The sequence below is a fragment of the Celeribacter neptunius genome (assembly GCF_900113955.1).
Lineage (GTDB): Bacteria > Pseudomonadota > Alphaproteobacteria > Rhodobacterales > Rhodobacteraceae > Celeribacter > Celeribacter neptunius.
The window spans coordinates 23,212-29,211 of sequence record NZ_FORH01000012.1 but is presented as its reverse complement, the minus strand read 5'-3'; the positions used below and the strand labels follow the sequence as shown (position 1 = coordinate 29,211).

General features: G+C 60.9%; 7 protein-coding genes. 5 read left to right on the top strand and 2 right to left on the bottom strand.

Annotated elements, in window-relative coordinates:
- Both BM151_RS21025 and BM151_RS21020 read right to left on the bottom strand, forming a co-directional pair.
- Nucleotides 1-640: RecQ family ATP-dependent DNA helicase (locus BM151_RS21025; RefSeq protein ID WP_143093144.1), on the bottom strand; the 640-nt coding region annotated here is incomplete at its 3' end.
- A gap of 81 nt (nucleotides 641-721) precedes the next feature.
- The gene (locus BM151_RS21020; protein ID WP_090063303.1) at nucleotides 722-1,009 is read right to left on the bottom strand and encodes a YggT family protein; all 288 of its coding nucleotides are present in this window, start codon (nucleotides 1,007-1,009) and stop codon (nucleotides 722-724) included.
- A gap of 117 nt (nucleotides 1,010-1,126) precedes the next feature.
- On the opposite strand from BM151_RS21020, the gene BM151_RS21015 reads away from it, so the two are divergent.
- The 5 genes from BM151_RS21015 to BM151_RS20995 all read left to right on the top strand — a co-directional run bounded on the left by BM151_RS21015 (nucleotide 1,127) and on the right by BM151_RS20995 (nucleotide 5,797).
- Nucleotides 1,127-1,792, top strand: coding sequence for an acyl-CoA thioesterase (locus BM151_RS21015; protein WP_342714600.1), 666 nt, complete (start codon nucleotides 1,127-1,129; stop codon nucleotides 1,790-1,792).
- Nucleotides 1,793-1,861: 69 nt separating this feature from the next.
- The gene (locus tag BM151_RS21010; RefSeq protein ID WP_090063298.1) at nucleotides 1,862-3,244 is read left to right on the top strand and encodes an MFS transporter; all 1,383 of its coding nucleotides are present in this window, start codon (nucleotides 1,862-1,864) and stop codon (nucleotides 3,242-3,244) included.
- A complete protein-coding gene (mepA, locus tag BM151_RS21005) occupies nucleotides 3,234-4,157 on the top strand; it encodes a penicillin-insensitive murein endopeptidase (protein WP_425429577.1) in 924 nt (307 codons plus the stop codon). Before BM151_RS21010 ends, mepA begins: the two co-directional genes overlap by 11 nt.
- On the top strand, nucleotides 4,130-5,062 hold the full coding sequence (locus BM151_RS21000) for an esterase-like activity of phytase family protein (protein ID WP_090063295.1): 933 nt from the start codon (nucleotides 4,130-4,132) through the stop codon (nucleotides 5,060-5,062). The genes mepA and BM151_RS21000 overlap by 28 nt, the downstream gene beginning before the upstream one ends.
- Before the next feature lie 93 nt (nucleotides 5,063-5,155).
- Complete coding sequence (locus BM151_RS20995) at nucleotides 5,156-5,797, top strand: queuosine precursor transporter (RefSeq protein WP_090063293.1); 642 nt, start codon at nucleotides 5,156-5,158, stop codon at nucleotides 5,795-5,797.
- Nucleotides 5,798-6,000 lie beyond the last annotated feature (203 nt).

The following is a 6,000-nucleotide window of genomic DNA, read 5'->3' as shown; positions in this document are numbered from 1 at the left end:
CAAGATGGATGTTCGGACGATCGAAACCACGCAGGAATGTCTCGGGGGCCACGCCATCGAATAGGCGGGTGACGATCTCCTCGCGCGTTTCCTCATCGGCGGTGGCGGTGAAGGCCGCAAGCGGCACGCCCAGTGCCCGCTTGAGATCGCCAATGCGCAAATAGTCCGGCCGGAAGTCATGGCCCCACTGGCTGACGCAATGGGCCTCGTCCACGGCAATCAGCGAGACGTTCGAACGCCGCAGCAAAGGCAGCGTGCCGCCCGAGGCCAACCGTTCGGGAGCCATGTAGAGAAGTTTCAATTCACCATTGGACAGCGCCGCAAAGACCGCGTCGTTTTCCTCTTCGGTATTGCCGGAGGTGAGCGCACCGGCGGCGACACCCGCGGCCTTGAGCCCCTGCACCTGATCGCGCATCAGGGCGATCAAAGGCGAAATCACCACGGTCAGCCCGTCGCGTACCAGAGCGGGGAGTTGGAAACAGAGCGACTTGCCGCCACCCGTGGGCATGATCGCCAGCACGTTTTGACCGGAGGCAACCGCCTCGACGATCTCCGCCTGACCGGGTCGGAAATCGTCAAATCCAAAGACCGAGGAGAGCAACCCCCGCGCCTTGTCCGCCTGTACCCGTGACTGTGCCATCTGTGCCTGCTTTCTTGCTAAAGCGCAGACTCGCACGGGGAGCGGCAAGGCTCAAGGGCGATCAGGCCCCAAACGGGCCGCTTAGTAGAACATGCCGACGTTGTTGTAGATGATCCGCTCGATCGCATAGATCGCGATAAAGGCGACCAGCGGCGCCAGATCGAGACCGCTCATCGGCGGCAAGATCTTGCGGATCGGACGATAGACCGGCTCCAGCAGACGCGAGAGCCCTTCCCAGATCTGATAGACCAGCGGCTGGCGCACATTGAGCACCTGAAAATTGATCAACCAGCTCATGATGATCTGCACGATCATGACGAATTTCACGATGCCCAGGATCATGAGGAGGATTTGCATAAGAGACAGCATATGTTCAGGTTCCCAAATTAAAGCCTTTTGCGATGAACTTGCGACACAAGTTGACGGCAAAAGGCAGATCATATCGACAGACCGCAAACGCGTTTTTCGCACCCCTGAGGGTGAGATATGTCGCAAAACGCTTTTCGGTCGCCCATTCACCTAAGGTCTCTGTCCCGGTGGCGCAAGTACGGCCACACCGGCTTGTGCCGTGACGTTCAACTTGACCTCCCGGGTGCGCAGGACACATTCACCGGCATGTACCCATTTATCCGCATGACATACCAGGCGCTGAAACACCGAAACGCGCCAAAGCTCGGCCTGTTTGAGTCGCATCACTCCCGGCATATCTGCATGCCCTGGGACATTGACCTCTGGATGGAACTCAATAACGGCAGGACCTTAACACTCTTTGATCTCGGCCGGGTGCCGATGTCGATCCGCAATGGTGTCGCAAAAGCCGCGAAAGAGGGCGGTTATGGCATGGCCGTCGCCGGCGCCTCGGTGCGCTATCGCCGCCGGGTGACCACCTTTCAGACCGTCGACATGGTGACCACCCCCGTCGGTTTCGATGACAAGTTCCTCTATATCGAACAATCGATGTGGGACCGGAAAGGCGAGTGCTGCAACCATATCCTGCTGCGCGGCGCGGTGATCAAGAAACGTAAGATGGTGCCGCCGCACGAGCTCTTTGCCCTGATCGAGGACGGGGTGGAGAGCCCGCCGCTGCCACAATGGGTGCAGAACTGGATCGACGCGGATGACACACGGCCCTGGCCGCCTGTGCGCAACTGACGCTTAAGCATTGCGCCAGATCCGGTTTGCCTGTTCTATCGCCGCAACTGAGGTGAGAGGGCAGAGCATATGGGCCAACCGAGCCATCGCAAACGCATCTGGGGCTGGATGATGTACGACTGGGCGACACAGCCCTTTCATACCCTGATCATCACCTTCATTTTCGGGCCGTATTTTGCCGAACAGGTCATCGCCTATCTCACCGCAGGTGGCATGGAAGCCGGGGCCGCCAAGGCCGAGGCCCAGGCGGTCTGGGGCTACGGGCTGACCATCACCGGGCTGATCATCGCCTTTAGTGCCCCGGTGCTTGGTTCCATCGCCGATGAGAGCGGCGCCAAGATGCCCTGGATCAAGGTGTTCTCGCTGACCTATCTGGTCGGCACGCTGGGGCTCTGGATCGCTTCGCCCGTGGATTTTCCGACCACGCTGGTGCTGATTTTCTTCGGCCTGGGCCTGATCGGGGTCGAATTCACCACGATTTTCACCAATGCGCTGCTGCCAAACCTCGGCACGCGCGAAGAGATCGGCAAGATCTCCGGCGATGGTTGGGCCTGGGGCTATGTCGGCGGCATCATCACGCTGGCGGTCATGCTTTTGCTCTTCGCCGAGAACGCCGATGGCGTCACGCTCCTGGGCAAGCCGCCGATCCTTGGCCTTGATCCGGCGCTGCGCGAGGGGACGCGTTTCGTCGGACCTTTCGCGGCGATCTGGTTTGTTCTCTCCATGGTGCTGTTCTTTCTCTGGGTTCACGAACCCAAGGGGGCGAAGATCAACGTGGGAGAGGCTGTCTCCAAGGGCTTCCGCGATCTGGGCCGGACCCTATCGCATCTGCCGCAACAGAAGTCGCTCTTTGCGTTCCTGGGCTCCTCGATGCTCTATCGCGATGCCCTGAACGGCGTCTTTGCCTTCGGCGGCATCTACGCCCTCGGCGCATTGGAATGGAGCACGGTGCAGATCGGCGTCTTTGGCGTCCTGTCTCTGATCACCGGCACGGTGTTTACCTATCTCGGAGGCCGGGCCGACCGCGCCTATGGGCCGAAACCGGTGATCCTCGCGACCATCCTGATCCTGATCGCGGTCTGTGTCGCCGTCTTGGGCATCACCCGCGACAGCGTGTTTTTCATGCCGGTGCCCGAGGGCAGTGCCTTGCCCGATATCGCCTTTTACATTTGCGGCGCCGTGCTCGGCGCGGTGGGCGGCATTATCCAGTCCGCCTCACGCACGATGATGGTGCGCCAGGCCCATCCGGAACGCATGACCGAGGCCTTCGGTCTCTATGCACTTTCCGGCAAAGCCACGTCATTCCTGGCCCCGGGCCTGATTGCCCTGGCCTCCGATCTCAGCGGATCGCAACGTCTCGGCATCACTCCGCTCATCGCCCTTTTCTTTCTCGGGCTTGTGCTGCTAGCGTGGGTGCATCCAGAGGGAACAAAGGTCACGGATGATGCGTAAAGGTTTCGGTTTTATCGTTTCTGCACTGCTTTTCTCAACGCTGTCCGCCTGTGTCAGCGACGATACGGCAAAAACCTCCGGCAGCCATCTGGCCACCGTCTCCTCCTCGGATCATCGCCCGGCCAAGGAACTCTTCGGCGCCGCAGCAACCGCGTCTCATCAACTGCCCGAAGCTCTGGGCAGCTATGCCAAGGGATGTCAGGCCGGCGCCGCGCAATTGCCGGAGACCGGTCCGACCTGGCAGGCCATGCGCCTGTCGCGCAATCGCAATTGGGGCCAGCCGGTTCTGGTCGACTTTCTCGAAGACCTGTCGCGCAAGGCCGCCCAGATGCCCGGCTGGAACGGCATCTATGTCGGCGACATGAGCCAGCCGCGTGGCGGCCCGATGACCTCCGGCCACGCCAGCCATCAAATCGGTCTCGATGCAGATATCTGGATGTTGCCGGCCCGGCGTCTCGACCTGAGCCGTTCTGAGCGCGAGAGCCTGTCCTCGATCTCCATGCGCCGCGCTGCCGGCGCCTATACCAATGACAGCTGGACGCCTCAGCACCACGCGCTGCTGAAAGCCGCCGCCTCCGATCCTCGTGTCGCACGCATTTTCGTCTTTCCCGGTGCCAAGGTACAGATGTGCAAGGATGAAAAAGGCGACCGCAGCTGGCTCCGCAAGATCCGGCCCTGGTGGGGACACCATTATCATTTCCACGTCCGGCTGAATTGCCCGAAAGGCGACAAATACTGCGTCGATCAGGCGCCGCCTCCGCCCGGCGACGGCTGTGACGATGCGCAGGACTGGGTGAACAACATCCTCAACCCGCCGCCGCCCGACCCGAACGCGACACCGGCCAAACCCAAACCGCCGATCACTCTTGGATCTCTGCCCGCACAATGCTCCACAGTCTTGTCCGCGCGCTGAAACGTTGCGCCAGGCCCCGCGTTCCGGGGCTCTGGCGCAGCGCCTTCATTGCGATCATCCTGCCCGCATCGACAGTCGCTGCGGAGGCGACCTATGTCGGCTCCTTTCACTGGATGTCGTCCAATCCGCAGCTGGGCGGGCTCTCCGGGCTTGAATTGTCGCCGGATGGCTCACGTTTTCTGGCCCTGTCCGACCGGGCGGTTCTGTTTCAAGGCAAAGTGGACCGGGACAGCTCCGGCAAGGTCACACGGGCCTATGATCTGACGACAACACCTCTGCTCACCGAGAGCGGCACGTCTCTGCCGCGCTACTGGGACGACAGTGAGGGGATCGCGACAGCCCCCGACGGCACCACCTATCTGTCCTTCGAAGGCAAGCACCGCATTGCCCGGCTCGATCCCGACAGCGGCAGGACATGGAACCTGCCGAACCACCCGGATTTCAAAGGGCTGCAAAACAATTCCTCGCTCGAAGGCATCGCCACCGACGCGGAAGGCACCGTCTATGTCCTCCCGGAACGCTCCGGTGCAGTGGATCGCCCCTTCCCGCTCTACCGGTTCGCCCCAAACACACAGGCATGGCTGTCCGACTGGCAGATCCCGCGGGATGTCGAGACGGATTTCCTGCCAGTGGGGCTCGATTTCGGCCCCGACGGCAAGCTCTATCTGCTGGAGCGCTGGTTCACCGGCCTGGGCTTTGCCAGCCGGGTCCGACGGTTCGAGATCGGTCCCGACGGGCCGTCGCACGAAGAGACCCTGTTGCGGACCTACACCGGCACCCATGACAATCTCGAAGGGCTTGCGGTCTGGGCGAAAGACGGCACGATCCATCTCACCATGGTCTCCGACGACAATTTCCGGTTCTTCCAGCGCACCGAACTGGTCGAGTACATAGTCGAAGAATAGAGCTTGATTTGCGCCCCGGTGGGCGTTACATCGCCGCGTCGCCCCAATCCCGGGGCCGAGTTGCCGTCACCTTCGATAAAAAACGGATCATACATGAAACACCTCCTTCCCGGCATCCTTGCCATGGCCGCCGTCGTCGTGGCCTCCAATATCCTCGTGCAGTTCCTCATCCTCGATGGGCTGCTGACCTGGGGCGCCTTCACCTATCCTTTCGCCTTCCTCGTCACCGACGTGATGAACCGCGTCTATGGCGTCGAATCCGCCCGCAAGGTCATCCTCGCAGGCTTTTTCACCGGCATCATCTGTTCGCTCATCGGCACCGAGATCACCCTTCAGGGCGATGGTTATACCTATCAGGCCGTGGCGCTGCGCGTGGCCGTCGGCTCTGCCGTGGCCTTCCTCATCGCCCAGCTCACGGATGTTTTCGTCTTCAACCGCCTGCGTGAAGGCAGCTGGTGGAAAGCTCCCTTCGCCTCCTCGATCATCGGTTCGGCTCTCGACACCGCGATCTTCTTCACCATCGCGTTTTCGCAATCCATCCTGGTCTTTGGCGAAAACGCGGATATGGAGATTTCCTGGGCCTGGGACAGCGTTCCCTTCCTGACCTTCGGTAGCCCCGCGCCGCTCTGGATCTCGCTCGCCGTGGCCGATTGGGGTGTCAAACTCGCTCTCGCTTTGATCGCCCTCGTGCCGTTCCGCCTAATTGTTGGGCGCCTCACGGCACGTATGGTATAAATTTACTGGACATACACCAAATCTGTGCCACCATCATCTTATCGGCAATTCATCGAAAGGAGGTGGTCCAGTGTCTAGAGTGATGTTGGAGAGCGAGGTCAAGACAGTCGGGAGGGCCGCCACCTAGGGTAAAATCTAGTGTGAAACACTCCTGATTGGGTGTCCTAACTGACCCCATCTCCTGAGATCTCGGAGGGCTGCTC

Excerpts from the sequence above, each read along its gene's own strand:
- BM151_RS21020 (WP_090063303.1), bottom strand. The coding sequence starts at position 1,009 with ATGCTGTCTCTTATGCAAATCCTCCTCATGATCCTGGGCATCGTGAAA.
- BM151_RS21015 (WP_342714600.1), top strand. The coding sequence starts at position 1,127 with ATGTCGCAAAACGCTTTTCGGTCGCCCATTCACCTAAGGTCTCTGTCC.
- BM151_RS21010 (WP_090063298.1), top strand. The coding sequence starts at position 1,862 with ATGGGCCAACCGAGCCATCGCAAACGCATCTGGGGCTGGATGATGTAC.
- mepA (WP_425429577.1), top strand. The coding sequence starts at position 3,234 with ATGATGCGTAAAGGTTTCGGTTTTATCGTTTCTGCACTGCTTTTCTCA.
- BM151_RS21000 (WP_090063295.1), top strand. The coding sequence starts at position 4,130 with ATGCTCCACAGTCTTGTCCGCGCGCTGAAACGTTGCGCCAGGCCCCGC.
- BM151_RS20995 (WP_090063293.1), top strand. The coding sequence starts at position 5,156 with ATGAAACACCTCCTTCCCGGCATCCTTGCCATGGCCGCCGTCGTCGTG.